Here is a 23120-nt window from a genome sequence, read left to right on the forward strand (position 1 = left end):
ATTATGCATTCTTCCTAACTATCTCTCTTACAACCGAGAGAAATCATTGAAAAGCGCAAGCCCCATTAACAGCACTAGCAGTATCGAGCCAATGCGATAACTAAAGTCTTGAACTCGCTCGGATACCGGTCCACCTTTTAGCTTTTCGATCGCTAAAAACAGCAGATGCCCCCCGTCTAATACGGGAAGCGGGAACAGGTTGATTATCCCGAGGTTCACGCTAATGAGCGCGAGAAACATGAGATAGTAAATCACCCCGAATTCCGCTGACATCCCAGCCCCTTGAGCGATAGAAATCGGCCCACTGAGGTTGTTCAGTTTTACGTCACCGGTAATCAATTTCCCCAACATGTTGACCGTCAGCTTCATCAGTTGCCATGTTTTATCCGTGGCTTCAAGGATGGCGCTGAACGGCCCATACTGGCGTATTGTCTTGTACTCATCTGGCAGCGGAATCACTTTGGGCACTACGCCCGCAAATCCTTCTGCCTTACCACCACCCGGCTTGGTGTCCGGGATTAGCGTCAAGGAGAGCGGACTCCCCTGTCGTTCGATCTCAACTGCCAGCGGTGTGCCAGGATTATCGCGCACCAGAATAACAAACGTCATCCATTGTGTTAACGGTTGACCATCGACTTTAACGATCCTGTCGCCCGCTTGCAAACCTGCTTTACTCGCCGCCGAATCAGCCTGCACTTCAGCTAACACCGGTTCGATCTGCGCACCGCGTGGGCGAATGCCCAATGCCGCAACCGGATCTTCTTTATCTGGCTCAAAAGCCCAGTGACGCAAGTCGAGGACTTTATCCTGCCGCTGACTGGCACCAAAGGGTGAAACAGTGATGGTGGTCTGATCATCGCCGATTTTAGAAACCAATTGCAGCCTGACAGCTTCCCAATCAGGGGTTTCGATACCATCGATCGCTTTAAGTTCCATGCCTGGTGCAATTTGCGCCGTCGCGGCGATGGAGTTGGCGGTTATTTCACCAACAACCGGACGAACACCAGGGACACCGATGATAAACACCAGCCAATAGGCGAAAATGGCGAAGATGAAGTTCGCTACCGGACCGGCAGCAATGATGGCGGCGCGCTGGCCGACGGTTTTGTTGTTGAAGGCGTAGTGTCGCATCTCAGGCGCAACAGGCTCTACGCGCTCATCCAGCATTTTTACGTAGCCGCCGAGCGGGATCAGCGCAATAACAAACTCAGTACCATGGCGATCTGTGCGACGCCAAAGCGCTTTACCGAAGCCAATCGAAAAACGCTCGACCCGCACACCGCAACGCCGCGCAACCCAGAAATGGCCAAATTCGTGCACAGTGATGAGTACACCAAGTGCAACAATGAACGCCGCCAGATTCCATAGGATGCTCAGCATAAAACCTTCCGTTAAATCGTGCCAAATACCAGCAACAACAGGCATGCGAAGACCGGTACCGCAGCCGTCAGGCTATCGATGCGATCCAGTATTCCACCATGTCCTGGGATAAGGTGACCGCTGTCTTTGATACCTGCTTCACGCTTGAACATGCTCTCGGTTAAATCCCCAAGAACGGACGCCAGCGCGGCAAAAATAGAACAAATCAGCAGCGTGGTCGGTGCGACGTCAAGATTCGCCCACACGCCATATCCCCAGGAGATAATCGCCGCCGTAAACAGACCGCCGATGAATCCCTGCCAGGTTTTGCCAGGCGACACTTTCGGCGCCAGTTTATGTTTGCCAAAGAGTTTACCAAACATATAGGCCCCGGAGTCAGCACCCCAGACGAGAATCATCACATAGAGCAGCCACAGTGAGCCGCTGTAGTGGTTGTCGTCGTAGTGCCAGACACGCAGCACAAGCATACCCCAGAAAAAAGGAACAATTGTGAGCAGGCCGAAAATCAGGCGCAGCGTTTTAGAGTTGCGCCAGAATGTTGCAGAGCCGGGATAAAAAAGCACCAGCAGCAATGCGACAACCCACCAGCCCAGCGAGGCCCACAGGGAACCCTCAATCAATGGCTGATGGATATTGTGATGGTACTCAGGCAACAACAACAGCATCAGCGCCAGTAACAGGCCACAGAGTACAGCCAGCCATACCCGCTGAGTGCGCGAAGTAAAGCCGCTAAGCTGCCCCCATTCCCACGCGGCGAGCATACACACCACCAGCGTGACAATGGCAAATCCCACCGGCGGCAGTAAAAACAGCGCCGCGATAACGATGGGTATTAATACAAAAGCGGAAATCAGGCGATACTTCAGCAAAAGCTACCCCCATCAGACTTTTTCGGCGCCTGGCTCAGTGCCGCCGAAGCGACGCTCACGATTGGCAAAGGCATTCAGCGCACCTTCAAAGTCTTGTTCATCAAAATCGGGCCAAAGAACATCCGTAAAGTAAAGTTCGGCATAGGCAATTTGCCAAAGCAAAAAGTTACTGATTCGATGTTCTCCCCCTGTCCTAATAACCAAATCCACAGGTGCCAGTTCGTTCATGCAGATTTGCTGACCCAGCGCCTCTTCATCAATTTGGTCGGGTCTTAACAGCCCTTCCTGAACTTGCTCAGCCAGATGCCGAACACCCTGGATAATGTCCCAACGTCCGCCGTAATTCGCCGCGATATTGAGCGTCAGACCGGTATTGTTTTCGGTCACCGCTTCCGCTTTACGAATGCGTTCCTGCAGACGTGAGTTGAAACGACTGGTATCACCGATAATGCGCAAGCGGACGTTGTGGCGGTGCAGGCTTTTTACTTCGCTGTCGAGCGCCCACACAAACAATTCCATCAACGCAGTCACTTCCTGCGGCGGTCGATTCCAGTTTTCACTGCTGAAAGCATAGAGCGTTAACGCATCAATGCCGTTATTGGCGGCAAAAGATACGGCGCGGCGAACAGATTTCGCCCCAGCTTTATGCCCAAAGGCTCGTATCTTCCCTTGTCTTTTCGCCCAGCGGCCATTGCCATCCATGATGATTGCTACATGGCGACAGCCATGAGCTGGCAAGTTTTCGCTTATTGGTTGATTCGCAGACAACATAACGCGTTTTTAGTCCCTGAAAGGATTTAACGGTACTCAGGAATACTGAAGCCTTTCCACAAAAAAGCCGTGTAAACCACGGCTTACCTGACCACTCTACGTCAAATACCAGCGATCAGGTGGCGCAGACTATATCACCGAAGCCCAACGCTAACAAATAGCACGACGACTCGTGGGTGGATTATCGCCCGCTTGCGAGATGCGTCACTTGTTCGCGTGCAACGACGCGCGCTTGCGCATCGACTGCCAGCACCTCTTCCACGCTCTGCGGTTCACGCAAATCCATCGCCTCAAGCACCGAAAGATTGAGTGCCGCGATATCCGTAAAGCGGATGTGCTGATTCAGAAATGCCTCAACGGTCACTTCATTGGCGGCATTGAGCGCGGTAGTCGCCGCTTGTCCCTGATCGAAGGCGTTCATCGCCAGTTTCAGACAAGGGTAGCGATCGTAGTCAGGCTCGCTGAAAGTCAGTGAGCTGATTTTGCAAAAGTCGAGCGGTTTTACCCCTGAGACTACACGGTTCGGCCACGCCATCGAATGGGCGATAGGCGTGCGCATGTCCGGTTCGCCCAGTTGCGCCAGCACGCTACCGTCCTGATAGCGCACCATCGAGTGAATCACCGACTGCGGGTGGATCAGCACTTCCATCTGTTTCGCCGATGCATTAAACAACCAGCGAGCTTCAATGTATTCCAGACCTTTGTTCATCATAGTGGCGGAATCGACGGAGATTTTACGTCCCATCGACCAGTTCGGATGCCGACAGGCCTGATCGGGCGTCATTGCGGCCAGTTCAGACAGCGGCGTTTCACGGAATGGGCCACCAGACCCGGTAAGCAAAATTGACACCACGCCATTCTGCTCAAGTGAAGCGTACCCCAGGTTTTCCTGAAAAGGTTGCGGTAAACTCTGAAAAATCGCGTTATGTTCGCTATCTACCGGTAAAAGTCGCGCACCTCGCGCTTTCACGGCTTCCATAAACAGGCGGCCGCAGGTCACCAGCGACTCTTTATTTGCCAGCAGTACCGTCTTACCGGCATCGATAGCAGCAAGCGTTGGCAGTAAACCCGCTGCCCCCACGATGGCCGCCATGACCTGGTCCACGTCACTTAGCGCAGCCATTTCGCATGCGGCCTGCTGACCACTTAAAACCGCGGTGCGGCTGCCATTCTCTGCCAGTAACGTTTTGACCTGGCGAGCACTTTCCTCGTCATCCATCACCGCATAGCGGGGAGTAAACTCCAGACACTGTTCAACCATGCGCTGCACGTTCTTACCGGCCACGAGGGCGATTACCGTGTACTGGTCAGGGTTGTGACGAACAACGTCGAGAGTGCTGCAACCGATAGAGCCGGTCGAGCCGAGAAGAGTTAAATGCTTCATGAGATGCCCGGAAGAAAAGTTAGACCATATAAAAGCAAAACGCCGCCAGCAAAGTCACAGGACTTTCTGAACGGCGTTTTATCAGATGACGTCAGAAATCAGAACTGCATCAGTTCCGCTTCTTTATCTGCCAGCGCCGCGTCAACTTTCTTGATCGCAGCGTCAGTCATTTTCTGCACGTCGTCCTGAGAACGACGATCGTCATCTTCGCTGATTTCTTTCTCTTTCAGCAGCGCTTTCACTTTATCGTTCGCATCACGACGCACGTTGCGCACGGCAACGCGAGCGCCTTCAGCTTCGCCACGCACGACTTTGATCAGCTCTTTACGGCGTTCTTCTGTCAGTGGAGGCAGCGGAACGCGGATATCAGTGCCCGCAGAGCTTGGGTTCAGACCCAGATCGGAAGCCATGATGGCTTTTTCAACAGCCGGGCCCAATGAACGATCGAAAACGTTGATTTTCAGGGTACGGGTGTCTTCAACCGTTACGCTCGCCAGCTGACGCAGCGGAGTTGGGGTACCGTAGTATTCCACTACAATGCCATCCAGCAGGCTTGGGGAAGCACGACCAGTACGCACTTTGCTGATTTGGTTTTTGAACGCTTCTACGCATTTTTCCATGCGTGTTTCAGCATCTTTTCTGATGTCGTTAATCACGTTACGAATCCTTGAACACTAGTCTCAGGCAGACTATCCGCCAGCACAGCCGCTATAGGTGTGCTAAGTATAGTCGCGTTTAATTCATGACAACGCCAAAGGCGCGTCCAGGTAACAAACCCACTACAAAAGTAATGCGGAATCTTACCTGTATTTGTCGTCAACGGAAATTATTCCGTGATCAAAGTGCCTTCTTTTTCACCCATCACTACGCGACGCAGTGCACCAGGCTTATTCATGTTGAAAACACGAATCGGTAATTTGTGGTCACGAGCCAGCGTGAAGGCGGCAAGATCCATCACTTTCAGCTCTTTATCCAGCACTTCGTTGTAGCTCAACTGATCATACATGGTCGCAGTCGGATCGGTTGCTGGATCGGCAGTAAACACGCCGTCGACTTTGGTGGCTTTCAGCACCACGTCTGCTTCGATCTCGATCCCGCGCAGGCACGCTGCGGAGTCGGTCGTAAAGAACGGGTTACCGGTACCGGCGGAGAGGATCACGACGCGATTATTGCGCAGCAGGCTGATCGCCTCTGCCCAGCTGTAGTTATCACATACGCCATTCAACGGAATAGCGGACATCAGGCGGGCGTTCACATAGGCACGGTGAAGCGCATCACGCATCGCCAGGCCATTCATCACGGTTGCCAGCATACCCATGTGGTCGCCCACAACGCGGTTCATACCCGCTTTCGCCAGACCAGCGCCACGGAAGAGGTTGCCACCGCCAATAACTACGCCAACCTGGATACCCAGTTCAACCAGTTCTTTGATTTCCTGTGCCATGCGGTCAAGAATGCTTGCGTCAATACCGAAGCCTTCCGTTCCCTGCAGTGCTTCGCCACTCAGCTTAAGCAGAATGCGTTTGTACACGGGTTTTGCATTGGTAGCCATGTTTCTTTCCTGAGACTGTCAACGATTAAGATGGGGGTTAATTCTGGCGACATAGTATGCCGCTTATCAGTACAGAAACCAGAGGGCTCTGTCTGATTTACACATGAGGGGCAAAAAGAAGCCGCCCTCAGGCGGCTCCTTCGCAATCATTAAGACTGCTTGGACATTGCAGCAACTTCTGCTGCGAAGTCAGTTTCAACTTTCTCGATGCCTTCGCCCACTTCGAAGCGGATGAAGCCAGTTACGTCAGCGTTGTGCTCTTTCAGCAGCTGAGCAACAGATTTGCTTGGATCCATAACGAAAGGCTGGCCAGTCAGAGAAACTTCGCCGGTGAATTTCTTCATGCGGCCTTCAACCATTTTCTCTGCGATTTCTTTAGGCTTGCCAGACTGCATGGCGATGTCCAGCTGAACCTGGTACTCTTTTTCTACTACTTCAGCAGACACGTCTTCTGGTTTCACGAATTCTGGCTTGCTTGCAGCGATGTGCATAGCCAGCTGTTTAACCAGCTCTTCGTCAGCGCCTTTAGCCGCAACCAGAACACCGATACGTGCGCCGTGCTGGTATGAACCCAGAACGTCGCCTTCCAGTGCAGCAACACGACGGATGTTGATGTTCTCACCGATTTTAGCAACCAGAGCAACACGTTCTTCTTCGAACTGTGCTTTCAGAACGTCAACGTCAGTGATTTTGCCAGCAACCGCTGCGTCCAGTACTTTGTTTGCGAAAGCCTGGAAACCGCCGTCTTTAGCGACGAAGTCAGTCTGGCAGTTAACTTCCAGAATGATGCCGTAGGTGCCGTCGATCTTAGTGATGATCACGCCGTCAGCTGCAACGTTACCTGCTTTTTTCGCCGCTTTGATTGCGCCGGATTTACGCATGTTTTCGATTGCCAGCTCGATGTCGCCGTTCGCTTCAGTCAGCGCTTTTTTGCAATCCATCATGCCTGCGCCAGTACGCTCGCGCAGCTCTTTTACCAGGGATGCGGTAATTTCAGCCATTCTTTAATCCTCGGGAGAGATGTCCTGCCCGGTTTAAGAAACCAGACAGGCTTAAAAGTGAAAAAGGGGCCAGATAGAGGCCCCTATTTATACACGGTACTAAATAAGGGACAGAACCTTATTATTCAGCTTCTACGAAGCTTTCTTCCGCCTGGGAAGCCAGATCCTGGGAACGGCCTTCACGAACGGTAGCAGCAACAGCGCTCAGGTACAGGCTAACAGCACGGATTGCATCGTCGTTACCCGGGATAACGAAGTCAACGCCGTCCGGATCGGAGTTGGTATCAACGATAGAGAATACCGGGATACCCAGGTTGTTAGCTTCTTTGATTGCGATGTGCTCGTGATCAGCGTCGATAACGAACAGAGCGTCTGGCAGACCGCCCATATCTTTGATGCCGCCCAGGCTGTTTTCCAGCTTGTCCAGCTCACGAGTACGCATCAGCGCTTCTTTTTTGGTCAGCTTATCGAAAGTACCGTCCTGAGACTGGGTTTCCAGATCTTTCAGGCGCTTGATGGACTGACGAACAGTTTTCCAGTTGGTCAGCATGCCGCCCAACCAGCGATGGTTCACGAAGAACTGATCGCAGCTGTTTGCAGCTTCTTTCACAGCTTCGCTTGCAGCGCGCTTAGTACCAACGAACAGAATCTTACCTTTACGGGAAGAGATCTTGTTCAGCTCAGCCAGGGCTTCGTTGAACATTGGTACAGTTTTCTCAAGGTTGATGATGTGAACTTTGTTACGCGCGCCGAAGATGAAAGGCTTCATTTTCGGGTTCCAGTAACGGGTCTGGTGACCGAAGTGAACACCAGCCTTGAGCATGTCGCGCATGGAAACAGTTGCCATGTTTAAAACCTCTATTTAAAAGTTGGGGTTATGCCTCCACGTATCCCATATTACCGACCCCGAAGGGCACCCCGGAATATGTGCCGATACGTGTGTGTTATTTACACAATGTGAGAGTTGTCGCCTCTGGTCCATCTTGTGTATTACAAATGGATCGGAAGTCCGGCGCGCTTTATACCACAAAACGCCACCATAAACCAATAATTGTTGGCGGTGTGTGCTGTTAATGATTCTCAATTTGGCAGGCGACGCTCCAGACTGGTACCATTGACAACACTTAGACTAGTATTGTCGAAAAAATCGACACCGATGGACAGATTACATGGCTATCTCTATTAAGACCCCTGAAGAAATTGAAAAAATGCGCGTCGCCGGTCGTCTGGCTGCTGAAGTGCTGGAAATGATCGAACCGTACATCAAACCGGGCGTCAGCACCGGCGAGCTGGATCGCATCTGTAACGACTATATCGTCAACGAGCAGCACGCGGTCTCCGCCTGCCTCGGCTATCACGGTTTCCCGAAATCCGTCTGCATCTCTATTAATGAAGTGGTGTGTCACGGTATTCCGGATGACGAGAAGCTGCTGAAAGATGGCGACATCGTTAACATCGACGTGACCGTCATCAAAGACGAGTATCACGGCGACACCTCCAAAATGTTTATCGTCGGCAAACCGACCATCCTCGGCGAGCGCCTGTGCCGCATCACCCAGGAGAGCCTCTACCTGGCGCTGAAAATGGTTAAGCCGGGCATCCGCCTGCGTACCATTGGTGCCGCGATCCAGAAATTCGTGGAAGCGGAAGGTTTCTCCGTCGTGCGCGAATACTGCGGTCACGGCATTGGCCGCGTGTTCCACGAAGAGCCGCAGGTTCTGCATTACAATGCGGATGACGGCGGTGTGGTGCTGCAAAAAGGCATGACCTTCACTATCGAACCGATGGTGAACTCCGGCGACTACCGTATCCGTACCATGAAAGATGGCTGGACGGTAAAAACCAAAGACAGAAGCTTGTCTGCGCAGTACGAGCATACTATTGTGGTAACAGACAACGGCTGCGAAATTATGACGTTGCGAAAGGATGACACCATCCCGGCGATACTCTCGCACAACGAATGATAAGAAGCCGGCAAATGCCGGCTTTTTTAATGGCTATAGCTTTTACTTATGGGTGGCGCACGAGATGAGTAACCTTTTACCCGAACAGTATCCGAACACGGCACTCCCCACCCTGCCCGACCAACCGGACAACCCAGGAGTCTGGCCACAGCGCGAGCTCACGGTGGCGGATATAAAAGCGCATATCGACGTTTTTCAGCGCTGGCTGGGTAAAGCCTTTGACGAGGGTATTTCGGCGGAAGAGCTCATCGAAGCGCGCACCGAATTTATCGATCAGCTGCTGCAACGCCTGTGGATCGAGTACGGTTTTGGTCAGATAAGCGACGTCGCGCTGGTCGCCGTGGGCGGCTACGGGCGCGGTGAACTGCACCCGCTTTCCGATATCGACCTGCTGGTGCTGAGCCGCAAAAAGCTGCCCGACGAACAGGCGCAAAAAATTGGCGAGCTCCTGACGCTCCTGTGGGACGTGAAGCTGGAAGTTGGTCACAGCGTCCGCACGCTCGAAGAGTGCCTGCTGGAAGGGTTATCGGATCTCACGGTCGCCACCAACCTGATTGAAACGCGCCTGCTGATCGGCGACGTCGCCCTGTTCCTTGAGCTGCAAAAACATATCTTCAGCGACGGTTTCTGGCCGTCGGAGCGCTTCTTCGCCGCAAAAGTAGAAGAGCAAAACGTACGCCACCAGCGCTATCACGGCACCAGCTATAACCTCGAGCCGGACATCAAAAGCAGCCCCGGCGGCCTGCGCGACATACACACTTTACAATGGGTCGCCCGTCGCCATTTTGGCGCGACGTCTATGGATGAGATGGTCGGTTTTGGCTTTTTAACCGAAGCCGAACGCAACGAGCTCAACGAATGCCTGCATCTGCTGTGGCGCATCCGTTTTGCCCTGCATCTGGAAGTGACCCGCTACGATAACCGCCTCTTGTTCGACCGCCAGCTCAGCGTCGCCCAGCGCCTGAACTACAGCGGCGAAGGCAACGAGCCGGTTGAACAGATGATGAAGGATTTCTTCCGCGTCACCCGCCGCGTCTCTGAGCTTAACCAGATGCTGTTACAGCTTTTTGATGAAGCCATCCTGGCGCTGACCACCGATGAAAAACCGCGTCCAATTGATGACGAATTCCAGCTGCGCGGCACCCTCATCGACCTGCGCGATGAAACGTTGTTTATTCGCGAGCCGGAAGCGATCCTGCGGATGTTCTACACCATGGTGCGCAACAGCACGATCACCGGGATCTACTCCACCACGTTGCGTCATCTGCGCCATGCGCGCCGCCATTTGACGCAGCCTCTGTGCTATATCCCGGAAGCGCGTTCGCTCTTTCTGAGCATGTTACGCCACCCCGGTGCTGTCAGCCGTGGTCTGCTGCCGATGCACCGCCATAGCGTGCTCTGGGCCTACATGCCTCAGTGGTCGCACATTGTCGGCCAGATGCAGTTTGACCTGTTCCACGCCTACACGGTGGACGAACACACCATTCGCGTGATGCTGAAACTGGAAAGTTTCGCTAAAGAAGAGACACGGTCGAAGCACCCGCTGTGCGTTGAGCTTTGGCCGCGCCTCAGCCACCCGGAACTGATTCTGATTGCTGCCCTGTTCCACGATATCGCCAAAGGGCGCGGCGGCGACCACTCGGTGCTCGGTGCCCAGGACGTGCTGAAATTTGCTGAACTACACGGCCTGAATTCGCGCGAAACCCAGCTGGTCGCCTGGCTGGTACGCCATCATCTGCTGATGTCCGTCACCGCCCAGCGCCGCGATATTCAGGACCCGGAAGTGATCAAGCAGTTCGCCGAAATCGTTCAAACCGAAAACCGCCTGCGTTTTCTGGTCTGCCTGACGGTCGCGGATATCTGCGCCACCAACGAAACCCTGTGGAACAGCTGGAAGCAGAGCCTGTTGCGCGAACTCTATTTCGCGACCGAAAAACAGCTGCGTCGCGGGATGCAAAATACGCCGGATATGCGTGAACGCGTGCGTCACCACCAGCTTCAGGCGCTGGCGCTGCTGCGAATGGACAACATTGATGAAGAAGCGCTGCATCAGATCTGGTCGCGCTGCCGGGCCAACTACTTTGTCCGCCACAGCCCAAATCAGCTCGCCTGGCACGCGCGGCATCTGCTGAAGCATGATCTGAAAAAACCGCTGATCCTGCTAAGCCCACAGGCAACGCGCGGCGGGACCGAAATCTTTATCTGGAGCCCGGATCGGGCCTATCTGTTTGCCGCCGTCTGCGCAGAACTCGACCGGCGCAATCTGAGCGTTCACGACGCGCAAATTTTCACCACCCGCGACGGCATGGCGATGGACACCTTTATCGTGCTGGAGCCGGACGGCAGCCCGCTCTCATCCGACAGGCACGAAGGCATTCGCTTCGGTCTGGAACAGGCGATTACCCAGCACAGCTGGCAGCCGCCACAGCCGCGTCGCCAGCCGGCGAAATTGCGCCATTTTACCGTCGATACGGAGGTCAATTTCCTGCCAACTCATACGGACCGGAAATCGTTCCTCGAACTGATCGCCCTTGACCAGCCGGGCCTGCTGGCGCGCGTTGGCCAGGTTTTTGCGGATCTGGGAATTTCGCTGCATGGCGCCAGAATTACAACCATTGGCGAGCGAGTAGAAGATTTATTCATAATCGCCACCGCCGACCGACGTGCCCTTAATAATGAGCTGCAACTTGAGGTACAACAACGGTTGACAGCAGCCCTCAATCCAAACGATAAAGGGTGACGTGTTTTTTAGTGAAATGGAAAGAGTAAAAACAATGCAGCAGTTACAGAACGTTATTGAGTCCGCCTTTGAGCGTCGCGCCGAAATTACCCCGGCAAATGTGGATACTGTCACCCGCGAAGCGGTGAATCAGGTGATTTCTCTGCTTGATTCCGGCGCGCTGCGTGTCGCGGAAAAAATTGACGGCCAGTGGGTAACTCATCAGTGGCTGAAGAAAGCCGTGCTGCTCTCTTTCCGTATTAACGATAACCAGGTTATCGACGGAGCAGAAAGCCGCTACTTCGATAAAGTGCCGATGAAATTCGCTGATTACGACGAAGCGCGTTTCCAGAAAGAAGGTTTCCGCGTGGTTCCGCCTGCGGCCGTTCGCCAGGGCGCGTTTATCGCACGCAACACCGTACTGATGCCGTCCTACGTGAACATCGGTGCTTACGTTGACGAAGGCACCATGGTGGATACCTGGGCAACCGTCGGTTCCTGCGCGCAGATCGGTAAAAACGTTCACCTGTCCGGTGGCGTCGGCATCGGTGGCGTTCTTGAGCCACTGCAGGCCAACCCAACCATCATTGAAGACAACTGCTTCATCGGCGCGCGCTCCGAAGTGGTTGAAGGCGTGATCGTAGAAGAAGGCTCAGTGATCTCAATGGGCGTCTACATCGGCCAGAGCACCCGCATTTACGATCGTGAAACGGGTGAAGTGCATTACGGTCGCGTTCCGGCCGGTTCGGTTGTCGTTTCCGGTAACCTGCCGTCTAAAGATGGCAAATACAGCCTGTACTGTGCGGTTATTGTGAAAAAAGTCGATGCGAAAACGCGGGGCAAAGTCGGTATCAACGAACTGCTGCGTACCATCGATTAATCGGGTATAACAAAAAGCGGGGGCCACCCCGCTTTTTTTACATCTGATGGTGGCAAAGATAGATTTTTTCGTTAATTATTCATAGGTTATGTTGAGCTCAAGGGTACCGCTATGTACGATAATCTGAAAAGTCTGGGCATTACCAATCCTGATGAAATTGATCGTTACAGCCTCCGCCAGGAAGCGAACAACGATATTCTGAAAATCTATTTTCACAAGGACAAAGGAGAGTTTTTCGCGAAGAGCGTGAAGTTCAAATACCCGCGTCAACGTAAAACCGTCGTCGCTGATGGCGTCGGCCAGGGGTATAAAGAGGTTCAGGAAATCAGCCCGAATCTCCGCTATGTCATTGATGAACTCGATCAGATCTGCCAGCGCGATCGCACCGAAGTCGATCTTAAACGTAAGATCCTTGACGATCTGCGTCATCTTGAAAGCGTTGTGACCAACAAGATCAGCGAAATTGAATCGGATCTTGAGAAGTTAACGCGCGGGAAATAAATGCAAAACGGCAACTCCCGGTTGCCGTTTTTTGTTTCTCACTCTTCTGTATAAGAGGCGCGGAGTTAAGGCGTCAGGCCGTACATCACCGCTGCTCATCCAGCTGCAACGCCACATACAGCAACAACCTGTCATCGAAATTCCCCAGATCCAGCCCGGTCAGTTCCGATATACGGTTCAACCGGTATTCCAGCGTATTGCGGTGAATAAACAACGCCTTCGAGGTCGCCAGCGGCTGAACGTTATGACGAAACCAGGCCTGCAGCGTACGGCGCAGTAGCCCGTTATTATCCATCGCTTTCAGGCGCACCAGCGGTCGCGCCAGCTCATTGGCCTGCCAGCCGCCGCGTAAACTGTCGAGCAGCACCGGCAACATTAAATCCTGATAGAAATAGCCCCGGCTTTCGGGCATCCGCTGCTTCCCCACCATCATGGTGGTGCGCGCCGTTCGCCATGAACGCGCGATGCTGCCCGGCCCGGTGAAATAGTTGCCGAGCGCGACGCGAAAACGCAGCTGCCCGTTCTCTTTCATGCGCGAGATAAGTTGCTCAACCCGACGCCGATGGTCTTCCGCATCCCAGCGGCCAAACGGGTTTAGCGCTGGTTTCAGCACCACCATTTCCGTCAGCGACACGATTGCTACCAGGTTATTCCGCTCCGGTGTCGCCAGCGCGTTTTGCAACTGCTGCAACTCCGCCATTGCGCTATCCACACCAAGCTGACCGCTGTCTACCTCAATCACCGCCACCACGCGCGGTTGATTGAGATCGATACCCAGACGCTGCGCCCACTCCGTGAGCGCCGGCGTGTGCTCTTCGGCCTGAATCAGGTTCATCACCAGCTCTTCGCGCAGACGGCTGTCCTGGGCCAGGAGGTGCATCAGTCGCGATTGCTCCAGCATCATCTCGGCGGTCATGCACACCAGTTCACCGTATTTTCTCAGTGATTCTGGCTCGCCGGTCAGGCCGATGACGCCCACGATCTCCCCTTCCAGGCGCAGCGGCAGGTTTATCCCTTGACGCACGCCGTGCAGGTGTCGCGCCACCGCATCGTCGATATCCACCACCCGCCCCTGGGAAAGCACCAGAAGCGCGCCTTCGTGCAATTCCCCAATGCGCTCGCGATCGCCGCTGCCGATAATTCGCCCACGGGCATCCATTACGTTGATATTGGTATCGATGATGCGCATGGTTCGCGCCACGATTTCCTGCGCCATTTTGGTATCAAGATGCCAGCCAGCCATGTAACCCTCCTGTGAGCTGAGCTCAAGCATAGGGGAGTTCAAAGGGTGTCGCATTGTGCGGATGCACAAAGTCAGGGGGAGAAGTATGGACTTGTGGAAAGGGTCACAGAAACGAAGAAAGCCCCTGCCTGATAGCAGGCAGGGGCTGAGGGGATTACTGCATCAACAGGTACAGCGTAGTGTCACCACGCTGAATATTCAGCGCCAACACCGTTGGTTTGCTGTCGAGAATTTTGCGCAGTTCCGCGATGTTTTTCACCGGCTGCTGGTTTGCGCCGATAATCACATCGCCTTTTTTCAGGCCAATACGCGCCGCCGGAGTGTTAGCTTTGACATTGCTCACCACCACACCTTTATCCGCGCCTTTGTTGCTCATATCCGCACCTTCAATACCGCTGAAGATAGTGCTGGAGTCGACCTGATTTTGGCTGCTCTGCTGCAGTTCCAGACTCACGTTCACCGGTTTGCCATCGCGCAGCAGACCCAGGTTCACTTTGCTGCCGACCGGCATAGAGCCGACTTCAGCACGCAGCGCCGCGAAGCTGCTGATTGGCTTGCCGTTCAGGGTGGTGATAACATCACCGGCCTTGATACCGGCTTTCGCCGCAGAAGAGCTCGGCATGACCTGGCTGACGAATGCGCCGCGCTGAGCGTCAACTTTCATTGCTTTCGCCAGCTCGGAGTTCAGTTCTGTACCCAGAATACCCAGCTCACCGCGTTTTACCTGGCCAAACTCAACCATCTGACTGGTCAGGTTTTTCACCATGTTGCTTGGGATCGCAAAGCCGATACCGATGTTGCCGCCGTCCGGTGCCAGGATCGCGGTGTTAATCCCGATCAGCTCACCGTTCAGGTTCACCAGCGCACCGCCGGAGTTACCACGGTTAATCGCCGCATCGGTCTGAATGAAGTTTTCGTAGTTTTCCGCATTCAGGCCGCTACGACCCAGCGCAGAAACGATACCGGAGGTTACGGTTTCACCCAGACCAAACGGGTTGCCGATTGCCACGGTGTAATCACCGACGCGCAGAGCATCGGAGTCAGCGAGTTTAATCGCCGTCAGGTTTTTCGGATCCTGAATCTGGATCAGAGCGATGTCAGAGCGGGGATCTTTACCCACCACTTTGGCATCAAATTTACGGCCATCGCTCAGCTGCACTTTGATGGTGCTGGCGTTGTCCACCACGTGGTTGTTGGTCACGACATAGCCTTTCGCGGCATCAATAATGACACCTGAGCCGAGCGCCATGAATTTCTGCTGCTGACCGCCGCCGTTACCCGCACCTGGGCCATCATCGCCCGCGCCGCCACCCTGACAGAATGGCGAACTCTGGAACGGGGAACCGTCCTGGCAGAACGGTGAGTTGTCACCGAAGAACTGCTGGAAGTTGCGCGGCATGCGCGGTGTATTAACGGTTGTGCTCCCCTCAACGTTAATACTCACCACCGATGGCATCACTTTTTCGAGCATCGGGGCAAGGCTTGGCATCTGCTGCGCCGTGGCGGCCGAAGAGGCGGTCTCGGCTGCGGTAGCAGTCAGAGGGGATAACGCTAAACCTAAACTCAGAGCCAGTGCACTCATTGCTAATGTGGTTTTTTTCATGTTCTCAATCTCGATTTACAGATAACGCAAAATTGCTGTGTACATCAGATTCGTTTTATAGCCCGAAGTTCCGGGATTAAGTTTTTGGAAAAAGTAAAAATTTATTGTTCGTCTTTACAAAACTCATTCATTATTCCACTGCCATTAGGCGACGGTATTCATCCCATGCATACAAATCGGTCATTCCGCTGATATAGTCCTGAATAAGACGGCAGCGATAATAATATTCCAGCACCGGCCACTGGACGGTATCGCGTTCAATTTTACTCACCGCTTCGACGTAGGCAAGACGATGGCGTGTCGAGAGTTTATGCAGCATCCGCGTTTCTATCGGCAGACGCTTAATACGATCTTTTTCCACTAGCTCGGTAAAATCGTCGACGGATAATTGCAACAGCGGTCGATAAATTTCCAGCAGGCCGCTGATCACCCGGTAACCCTGCAATTCCAGCTGTTCGACGTCGGGATGGCTGAATACATGCCGCATCGCAACGTTCTTATACAACTCAAGCAGTTGGCTGAAACCGCTGTCATCTTCCAGCAGCGCGTGATTAAACTCACCGCTAAAAATCGCCGGCAAATTATCGATAAAACGTGATGCCGCGTAGGGCACCAGTTTATTTAATGTATTGACGCGCAAATACATAAAGAACTGATCTTCGGTGCTGCGACTCAATGAATTAGAACGCGATTTATCCCACGCGTTTTCGACCACTTGAGAAAACAGAGAGCCTTTCTCATGCGTGCCCCAAGCCTCGTAAAGATGCTGGTAAAGCTCTTCAACGCTGAATATTCTTTTCTCAACCGCGTCTTCCAGATCGGCCACGCAATAGGAGATATCGTCTGCGGCTTCCATAATCCAGGTCAATGGAAAGCGGCCATGCGGCGTCAGCGAAAGTTCTTTACGCAGCCTTTCAATATAGCGTTCTTCGGATAAATAATAGCCGGGCTTTTTCATTAAATAGCTGTGTGTCGCGGGCGGTTCACCCATCCACCACGCCGGGCGAGTGTATTTCAGAATGCAGCCGACCTGCGCCCACGTCAGGTTCATGCGCATCAGGGAGTGCACCAGCCGAATCCCCTGCGCGTTGCCTTCGAACTGGCAAAGATCCTGCCGCACCTTGCGACGCAAATCGTTTAAGGTCTCTTCGCCTTCGCGCAGACGAAGCGCCCTGACGATACAACGGTCATCGCTCAGCGGCTGGCTTGCCGCATCGGAGGGGAACAGTTTCTGTTTGAACCAGTCGTTTATCGCCGCCTCGCCAAAATGACCAAACGGCGGGTTGCCAATGTCATGCATCAGACAGGCCATCTCAACGATGCTCTCGAACGGTCCGGTCAGTTCATCCAGACCGTAGGTTTCGAGCAAACGCTGCTCTTTCAGGCGACTTAAAATCTCTTTGGCGATGTAACGCCCGACCTGCTGTACTTCCATGGAATGGGTGAGGCGCGTGCGAACCGCGGCATTACGCTCCAGCGGGAACACCTGGGTTTTTTGTTGCAGGCGGCGGATCGCCGGGGAGTTCACAATGCGCCCGCGATCGCTTTCGAAGATACGCAGGATCTCGTGCTCGCTCTTTTCTCCCTGCGGAGAACGAAAACGACGATGCCAGTTAATTTTGTTGCGAAAATCGATTGGTGCCATGAGCTCCCCCGCCTGAGAATGCGTTTCCCCTGATGCGCATGATAGACTATGCATCTTAACAAGGCACATCGCGAGTAAATCTATGAAAATCGGCATTATTGGTGCAATGGAAGAAGAAGTTACGCTGCTGCGTGACAAAATTGAGAACTGTCAGACGCTCTCTCTGGGTGGGTGTGAAATCTACACCGGCCAGCTGAACGGAACTGACGTCGCTCTGCTGAAATCAGGCATCGGTAAAGTGGCGGCAGCACTGGGCGCGACCCTGCTGCTTGAGCGCTGCAAACCGGACGTAATCATCAACACCGGTTCTGCGGGCGGTCTGGCTCCTACGCTGAAAGTGGGCGATATCGTGGTCTCCGATGAGGCGCGCTATCACGATGCCGATGTCACGGCATTCGGTTACGAATATGGCCAGCTGCCTGGCTGCCCGGCAGGCTTTAAAGCCGACGATAAGCTGATTGCCGCCGCAGAAAGCTGCATCGCCGAGCTGAACCTGAACGCCGTGCGCGGTCTGATTGTCAGCGGTGATGCGTTCATCAACGGCTCGGTCGGTCTGGCGAAAATCCGCCACAACTTCCCTCAGGCGATTGCCGTAGAGATGGAAGCGACCGCTATTGCACATGTGTGCCACAACTTCAGCGTGCCGTTTGTGGTGGTTCGCGCCATCTCCGACGTGGCCGATCAGCAATCCCACCTGAGCTTCGACGAGTTCCTGGCCGTTGCCGCCAAACAGTCCACCATCATGGTCGAAACCCTGGTGCAGAAACTGGCGCGTGGCTAAGTATGTAAGGGCGCTGGTCGCCCTCTTCTTACTTACACCGGCGTGGCTTGTGGCCGCGCCGCGTGTTATCACCCTCTCCCCCGCCAATACGGAACTGGCTTTTGCCGCCGGGATCACCCCCGTGGGTGTGAGCAGCTTTTCTGACTATCCCCCGGAAGCGAAAAAGATCGAAGAGGTCTCGTCCTGGCAGGGGATGAATCTCGAGCGCATCGTGGCGCTAAAGCCGGACCTGGTGCTTGCCTGGCGCGGCGGGAATGCCGAACGTCAGGTCAATCAGCTCTCATCGCTGGGGATAAAAGTGCTGTGGGTCGATGCCATCAGCATTGAGCAAGTGGCGCAGGCGTTACGCGATTTAGCCCCCTGGAGTCCGACGCCTGAAAAAGCGCTGCAGGCCGCACAGCAAATGCTGAACGACTACGCTGCACTGAAGAAAAAATACGACACGCCGGTGAAAAAGCGCGTCTTCCTGCAGTTTGGCAGCCAGCCGCTGTTTACAACCGGAAAAGGGTCGATACAGAATCAGGTTCTGGAAGTGTGTGGCGGTGAAAATATCTTCGCAGCAAGCCGCGTTCCCTGGCCTCAGGTCAGCCGCGAACAGGTACTGGCGCGTCAGCCACAGGCCATTGTGGTGATAGGGAATGCGAGTGAGATTCCGAAAATTGAAAATTTCTGGCAAAGCCAGCTAAAAATTCCCGTTATTGCCCTACACAGTGACTGGTTTGAACGGGCAAGCCCGCGTATTATCCTCGCCGCAAAACAACTCTGCTCTGCCCTGGCGCAGAGCCATTAATTAGGCCCTCATCCTCTGAGGATTGAAAAATGCTCGTTTATTGGCTGGATATCCTTGGCACAGCCGTTTTTGCTATCTCCGGCGTTCTGCTTGCGGGCAAATTACGCATGGACCCCTTTGGCGTATTAGTGCTCGGCGTGGTGACGGCCGTCGGCGGGGGCACGATCCGCGATATGGCGCTCGATCATGGCCCGGTATTTTGGGTCAAAGATCCCACCGATCTGGTGGTCGCGATGGTGACGTGCCTGCTGACGATCGTGCTGGTGCGCCAGCCACGCCGGTTACCAAAATGGATCCTGCCGGTGCTCGATGCCGTGGGCCTGGCGGTGTTTGTCGGGATTGGCGTCAATAAAGCCTTCATGGCAGGTACCGGCCCGCTGGTGGCAATCTGCATGGGCGTATTGACCGGCGTCGGCGGCGGGATTATCCGTGATATTCTGGCGCGTGAAATTCCAATGATTCTGCGCACCGAAATCTACGCCACCGCCTGTATTATCGGCGGAATTGTCCACGCAACCGCGTTCTACACCTTTGGTGTCGAGCTGGAAACCGCAGCGATGATCGGCATGGTGGTGACCCTGGTGATCCGTCTGGCGGCGATACGCTGGCACCTGAAGCTGCCGACGTTTGCACTGGATGAAAACGGAAGGTAAAAGCAAAACGGCAACCCAAGGTTGCCGTTTTTGGTGTTCGTACCCTCTCCTGGTCGGAAAAGGCCGCATCACAGTTAAATACTGAACGAAGATCCACACCCACAGGTGCTTTTCGCGTTCGGGTTAGTCACCACAAAGCGCGAACCTTCAAGGCCTTCGGTGTAATCCACCGCGCCACCGACCAGATATTGCAGGCTCATCGGGTCAACGACCAGCGCGACACCCTGCTTCTCAATGGTCATGTCACCGTCGTTGATCTGATCGTCAAAGGTGAAACCATACTGGAAGCCGCTGCAACCACCGCCGGTAATATAAACACGCAGTTTCAGCTCCGGATTATTTTCATCCGCAATCAGGCTTTTCACTTTAATGGCTGCTGCTTCGGTAAACTGCAACGGCAGCGCTACGTCATCACTCATTTTTTGCTCCCATGAATACTGCTACTGAATCGGATTAAAAAACATCCAATTCTTTTTTTCATTATCTAATACCCTGGTAATTCATTCAAGTATTCTGCTTCTCAGCCAGTGCCGCCTCCTGCTTCGCCAGGGTACGCGCAAGAATGGTGGAGTATAACGGCTTTCCGCCCAGGAATTGGGCTAATAGTGTCGCGCCGAGACAGGTAATGATCATTGGCAAAATGAGCTGATAATTGTCGGTCATCTCCAGAACCAGCACGATGGCGGTCAGCGGCGCGCGCAACGACGCCGCCAGCAGCGCCCCCATTCCGGCAACGGCAAAGGTCCCGGCCTGCAACTCATACGCCGGGAATCCCGCTGCGGCGGTCATTCCAAAAGCGGTGCCGAGCAACATTCCCAGCGCCAGCATCGGCGCAAAAATTCCGCCCGGGGCGCCCGAGGAAAAACAGAGCAGCGTCGTCACCACGCGGGAGATAAACAGAAACAGCAGCATTCCCAGGCTAAAATTGCCGGCCACGGCGATGGGAATCAGGTTGAATCCGCCGCCAGCTGCACCCGGTTCGATCACGCCCAGCACACCGCACATCCCGCCGAGCAGACCGCCGATCAACACCCATTTCGTGATATTACCGCCGTGAATGAGCTGGAACATATCCTGTGTTTTGAGTATCAGGAAATTAAACAGCGGCCCCAGCACGCCAAAAATCATCCCCAGAATCAGATACAGCCACAGCGTGTTCACCGGCGCATTGGTGAGCTTACCCACCTCAATCACTGCGGATTCGCCGTTGAAGATGCGAAACACAATGCTCGACATGATCACGCCAGTGAAGACAGCCTTGATCGAGATAAGGTTGTAGCGAAACTGCGGGCGCATCTCTTCGATGATAAACAGTATCCCGGCCAGCGGCGCGTTGAAGGCCGCCGAAAGCCCCGCCGCGGCCCCTGTCGCCAGCAGCGTATGGCGTGCTTCGCCGCTGCGCATGCGGAAAATATCTGCCACCATCCGCCCGATATTTCCGCCGAGCTGCACCGTTGGCCCTTCACGGCCTAACACCATGCCTGCCCCGAGCGTCCCCATACCACCGATGAATTTCACCGGAATCACGCGCCACCAGCGCACCGGACGCAACTCTTCCAGCGCGCCTTCGATCTCAGGAATACCCGATCCGCCCGCCTCCGGGGCAAATTTGCGTACCAGGAAATAGCCCAGCATTGCCAGAAGCGCCGACAAGCCAAAAGCCATCGACCACAGCAGCCACGGGTTATCGGCCACACCGCCCAGCGTGCCGATGCGCCAGTTTTGTACGCCATTGACGGCTTTCTCAAACGCCACGCCCACAAGCCCTGCGAGCGTCCCGACTACCGCGGCCATCACCAGGATCACCAGCGGCGTTTTGTCGCGATTCAATAAGCGTCGAACGCTGACCCGACGGCGCTGGCGGGCAAATTGCTGTTCTTCAAAAGAGGAGTTTTGTGCTGTCATCACGGCTTCTTTTATTGGTCATACAATTAACGCAGGGATTTTAATGCCCCTGACGCTGCCCGTCGCCTGAAAAATCCTAAACAATTGTTCAGGATCATTGGGGCAAAAATTTTATAACCTTCGGCGAATCCCTTAGAATAGCTGGCTAAACCCTTTTCTACGAACCAGGAACGACGCTATGAGTAAGTCTGAAAACCTCTACAGTGCAGCACGCGAGCTAATCCCAGGCGGGGTCAACTCTCCTGTTCGCGCCTTTACCGGCGTCGGCGGAACGCCGCTGTTTATTGAACGTGCGGACGGCGCGTATCTGTACGATGTGGACGGCAAAGCCTATATCGATTATGTCGGCTCCTGGGGTCCGATGGTGCTGGGTCACAACCACCCGACTATCCGCAATGCGGTAATTGAAGCGGCACAGCGCGGCCTGAGCTTCGGTGCACCTACCGAGATGGAAGTTAAAATGGCGGAGCTGGTGACCGAACTGGTCCCGACCATGGACATGGTGCGCATGGTAAACTCCGGTACGGAAGCCACCATGAGCGCTATCCGCCTGGCGCGCGGCTTCACCGGTCGCGACAAAATCATCAAATTCGAAGGCTGCTATCACGGTCACGCCGACTGCCTGCTGGTAAAAGCCGGTTCCGGCGCGCTGACCCTCGGCCAGCCGAACTCTCCGGGCGTACCGGCAGATTTTGCCAAACACACCCTGACCTGCACCTATAACGATCTGGAGACGGTTCGCGCCGCCTTCGAACAGTATCCGCAGGAGATCGCCTGCATCATCGTGGAACCGGTCGCGGGTAACATGAACTGTATCCCTCCGCAGCCAGAATTCCTGCCGGGCCTGCGCGCGCTGTGCGACGAATTTGGCGCGCTGCTGATCATCGACGAAGTGATGACCGGCTTCCGCGTGGCGCTGGCGGGTGCTCAGTCTTACTACGACGTGGTACCAGACCTGACCTGTCTGGGCAAAATCATCGGCGGCGGCATGCCGGTGGGCGCCTTTGGCGGACGCAAAGAGGTGATGCAAGCGCTGGCCCCGACGGGCCCAGTTTATCAGGCGGGTACCCTGTCCGGTAACCCGATTGCGATGGCGGCAGGTTTTGCCTGCCTGACCGAAGTGGCGCAGCCGGGTATTCACGAAACCCTGACCGATTTGACCACTCAACTGGCTAACGGGCTGCTGGAAGCCGCAGAAGAAACGGGCATTCCGCTGGTGGTGAACCACGTGGGCGGCATGTTCGGGATCTTCTTCACCGATGCGAAAACCGTGACCTGCTATCAGGACGTGGTGAAGTGCGACGTTGAGCGCTTTAAGCGTTTCTTCCATCTGATGCTGGATGAGGGTGTGTATCTGGCACCGTCAGCGTTTGAAGCGGGGTTTATGTCCGTGGCGCACAGCGAAGAAGATATCAATAACACCATCGACGCAGCGCGTAAGGTGTTTGCGAAGCTTTAATCGCCACGCGGCTAACAAAG

General features: G+C 54.4%; 21 protein-coding genes. 8 read left to right on the top strand and 13 right to left on the bottom strand.

Annotation, left to right across the window (positions count from 1 at the left end; all coding sequences use genetic code 11):
- Window positions 1-27 precede the first annotated feature (27 nt).
- The 8 genes from rseP to rpsB all read right to left on the bottom strand — a co-directional run bounded on the left by rseP (window position 28) and on the right by rpsB (window position 7804).
- Window positions 28-1380, bottom strand: coding sequence for a sigma E protease regulator RseP (gene rseP / locus ABIE11_RS13850; RefSeq protein WP_102104631.1), 1353 nt, complete (start codon window positions 1378-1380; stop codon window positions 28-30).
- An 11-nt stretch (window positions 1381-1391) separates the two neighbouring features.
- Window positions 1392-2249 carry a phosphatidate cytidylyltransferase gene (gene cdsA, locus ABIE11_RS13855; RefSeq protein WP_107702222.1) on the bottom strand — a complete coding sequence of 286 codons (858 nt, stop codon included), beginning with the start codon at window positions 2247-2249 and terminating at the stop codon, window positions 1392-1394.
- Window positions 2250-2261: 12 nt separating this feature from the next.
- Entirely contained in the window at window positions 2262-3020 is a 759-nt protein-coding gene (gene ispU, locus ABIE11_RS13860; protein ID WP_100777556.1) for a (2E,6E)-farnesyl-diphosphate-specific ditrans,polycis-undecaprenyl-diphosphate synthase, read from the bottom strand.
- Window positions 3021-3201: 181 nt separating this feature from the next.
- On the bottom strand, window positions 3202-4404 hold the full coding sequence (gene ispC / locus ABIE11_RS13865; RefSeq protein ID WP_429184724.1) for a 1-deoxy-D-xylulose-5-phosphate reductoisomerase: 1203 nt from the start codon (window positions 4402-4404) through the stop codon (window positions 3202-3204).
- A 98-nt stretch (window positions 4405-4502) separates the two neighbouring features.
- Window positions 4503-5060, bottom strand: a complete 558-nt coding sequence (frr, locus tag ABIE11_RS13870) for a ribosome recycling factor (RefSeq protein WP_095280841.1) — start codon at window positions 5058-5060, stop codon at window positions 4503-4505.
- A gap of 170 nt (window positions 5061-5230) precedes the next feature.
- On the bottom strand, window positions 5231-5956 hold the full coding sequence (pyrH, locus tag ABIE11_RS13875) for a UMP kinase (RefSeq protein ID WP_100777558.1): 726 nt from the start codon (window positions 5954-5956) through the stop codon (window positions 5231-5233).
- A gap of 149 nt (window positions 5957-6105) precedes the next feature.
- Window positions 6106-6957, bottom strand: a complete 852-nt coding sequence (tsf, locus tag ABIE11_RS13880) for a translation elongation factor Ts (RefSeq protein ID WP_100777559.1) — start codon at window positions 6955-6957, stop codon at window positions 6106-6108.
- Window positions 6958-7078: 121 nt separating this feature from the next.
- A complete protein-coding gene (gene rpsB / locus ABIE11_RS13885) occupies window positions 7079-7804 on the bottom strand; it encodes a 30S ribosomal protein S2 (protein ID WP_100777560.1) in 726 nt (241 codons plus the stop codon).
- Window positions 7805-8126: 322 nt separating this feature from the next.
- Between rpsB and map the strand changes: the two genes are divergently transcribed.
- The 4 genes from map (at window position 8127) to ABIE11_RS13905 (ending at window position 13021) form a co-directional block, all read left to right on the top strand.
- A complete protein-coding gene (map, locus tag ABIE11_RS13890; protein WP_429184725.1) occupies window positions 8127-8921 on the top strand; it encodes a type I methionyl aminopeptidase in 795 nt (264 codons plus the stop codon).
- A 64-nt stretch (window positions 8922-8985) separates the two neighbouring features.
- The gene (gene glnD, locus ABIE11_RS13895; protein WP_107702225.1) at window positions 8986-11661 is read left to right on the top strand and encodes a bifunctional uridylyltransferase/uridylyl-removing protein GlnD; all 2676 of its coding nucleotides are present in this window, start codon (window positions 8986-8988) and stop codon (window positions 11659-11661) included.
- A 34-nt stretch (window positions 11662-11695) separates the two neighbouring features.
- Window positions 11696-12520, top strand: coding sequence for a 2,3,4,5-tetrahydropyridine-2,6-dicarboxylate N-succinyltransferase (dapD, locus tag ABIE11_RS13900; protein WP_008501915.1), 825 nt, complete (start codon window positions 11696-11698; stop codon window positions 12518-12520).
- 111 nt (window positions 12521-12631) lie between these two features.
- A complete protein-coding gene (locus ABIE11_RS13905; RefSeq protein WP_100777563.1) occupies window positions 12632-13021 on the top strand; it encodes a DUF3461 family protein in 390 nt (129 codons plus the stop codon).
- Window positions 13022-13106: 85 nt separating this feature from the next.
- On the opposite strand, the gene cdaR is transcribed toward ABIE11_RS13905, so the two are convergent.
- The 3 genes from cdaR to dgt all read right to left on the bottom strand — a co-directional run bounded on the left by cdaR (window position 13107) and on the right by dgt (window position 17512).
- Window positions 13107-14264, bottom strand: a complete 1158-nt coding sequence (gene cdaR / locus ABIE11_RS13910) for a DNA-binding transcriptional regulator CdaR (protein WP_100777564.1) — start codon at window positions 14262-14264, stop codon at window positions 13107-13109.
- A gap of 154 nt (window positions 14265-14418) precedes the next feature.
- Window positions 14419-15867, bottom strand: coding sequence for a serine endoprotease DegP (degP, locus tag ABIE11_RS13915; RefSeq protein ID WP_100777565.1), 1449 nt, complete (start codon window positions 15865-15867; stop codon window positions 14419-14421).
- A gap of 130 nt (window positions 15868-15997) precedes the next feature.
- Window positions 15998-17512: a dGTPase gene (gene dgt / locus ABIE11_RS13920; RefSeq protein ID WP_429184726.1), complete on the bottom strand. Its 1515-nt coding sequence runs from the start codon at window positions 17510-17512 to the stop codon at window positions 15998-16000.
- An 82-nt stretch (window positions 17513-17594) separates the two neighbouring features.
- Here dgt and mtnN point away from each other — a divergent pair, with 82 nt between their 5' ends.
- Genes mtnN through ABIE11_RS13935 form a run of 3 tightly spaced genes read left to right on the top strand, consistent with a single transcriptional unit; the run spans window position 17595 to window position 19736 of the window.
- Window positions 17595-18293: a 5'-methylthioadenosine/S-adenosylhomocysteine nucleosidase gene (gene mtnN / locus ABIE11_RS13925; protein ID WP_100777567.1), complete on the top strand. Its 699-nt coding sequence runs from the start codon at window positions 17595-17597 to the stop codon at window positions 18291-18293.
- On the top strand, window positions 18286-19083 hold the full coding sequence (gene btuF, locus ABIE11_RS13930) for a vitamin B12 ABC transporter substrate-binding protein BtuF (RefSeq protein ID WP_429184727.1): 798 nt from the start codon (window positions 18286-18288) through the stop codon (window positions 19081-19083). Before mtnN ends, btuF begins: the two co-directional genes overlap by 8 nt.
- A 29-nt stretch (window positions 19084-19112) precedes the next feature.
- Window positions 19113-19736: a TRIC cation channel family protein gene (locus ABIE11_RS13935; RefSeq protein WP_100777569.1), complete on the top strand. Its 624-nt coding sequence runs from the start codon at window positions 19113-19115 to the stop codon at window positions 19734-19736.
- 74 nt (window positions 19737-19810) lie between these two features.
- On the opposite strand, the gene erpA is transcribed toward ABIE11_RS13935, so the two are convergent.
- Window positions 19811-20155 carry an iron-sulfur cluster insertion protein ErpA gene (erpA, locus tag ABIE11_RS13940; RefSeq protein WP_100777570.1) on the bottom strand — a complete coding sequence of 115 codons (345 nt, stop codon included), beginning with the start codon at window positions 20153-20155 and terminating at the stop codon, window positions 19811-19813.
- 85 nt (window positions 20156-20240) lie between these two features.
- Window positions 20241-21641, bottom strand: coding sequence for a H(+)/Cl(-) exchange transporter ClcA (clcA, locus tag ABIE11_RS13945; protein ID WP_429184728.1), 1401 nt, complete (start codon window positions 21639-21641; stop codon window positions 20241-20243).
- 178 nt (window positions 21642-21819) lie between these two features.
- Between clcA and hemL the strand changes: the two genes are divergently transcribed.
- Window positions 21820-23100 carry a glutamate-1-semialdehyde 2,1-aminomutase gene (gene hemL / locus ABIE11_RS13950; RefSeq protein ID WP_429184729.1) on the top strand — a complete coding sequence of 427 codons (1281 nt, stop codon included), beginning with the start codon at window positions 21820-21822 and terminating at the stop codon, window positions 23098-23100.
- Window positions 23101-23120 lie beyond the last annotated feature (20 nt).

Origin of the sequence: Lelliottia sp. 489 (assembly GCF_050435885.1) — a bacterium.
In the GTDB taxonomy this organism is placed as follows: Bacteria; Pseudomonadota; Gammaproteobacteria; order Enterobacterales; family Enterobacteriaceae; genus Enterobacter; species Enterobacter nimipressuralis.